Annotated in this window: 1 pseudogene; it reads right to left on the reverse strand. The window is 42.3% G+C overall.

Annotated elements, in window-relative coordinates:
- A pseudogene (locus NI467_RS14660) lies at positions 1–378 on the reverse strand (IS66 family transposase); the annotation flags it as partial.

Genomic DNA, 378 nt, shown 5'->3' on the forward strand with positions numbered 1-378 from the left:
TGACATCTTCGCCGATACGACGGAGTTGGCATCCACAAGCACATTGGGTTGATGCAGGTTCATGCTCAATACGGATGGTGTGTAGATGATCTGGCAGTGGTCGACGTTTAGGTTTATTGGTTTTGGCTTTCTGTGTCGCTGCATGGGTTTTATCTGCATTTAATCGTTCTAATTCCAGATCAACGGCTGCGATATCTTCTTCAACCGCTTCATCCCACAGATGGATTTGTTTTGCCGTTAAGTGTTCATTCTTTTGGGCGAATTTGTGCTTTTTAAACAGCGCCAGTTCATGCTCGTATTTTTGATTGAGAATAGAAAGATGTTGAACTTTAGAATCTAATTGCTGATTGGTGACTTCAAGATGTTGAACTCTGGCAT

The sequence above is a fragment of the Acinetobacter sp. S4397-1 genome, from assembly GCF_024129285.1.
GTDB lineage: Bacteria > Pseudomonadota > Gammaproteobacteria > Pseudomonadales > Moraxellaceae > Acinetobacter > Acinetobacter lwoffii_C.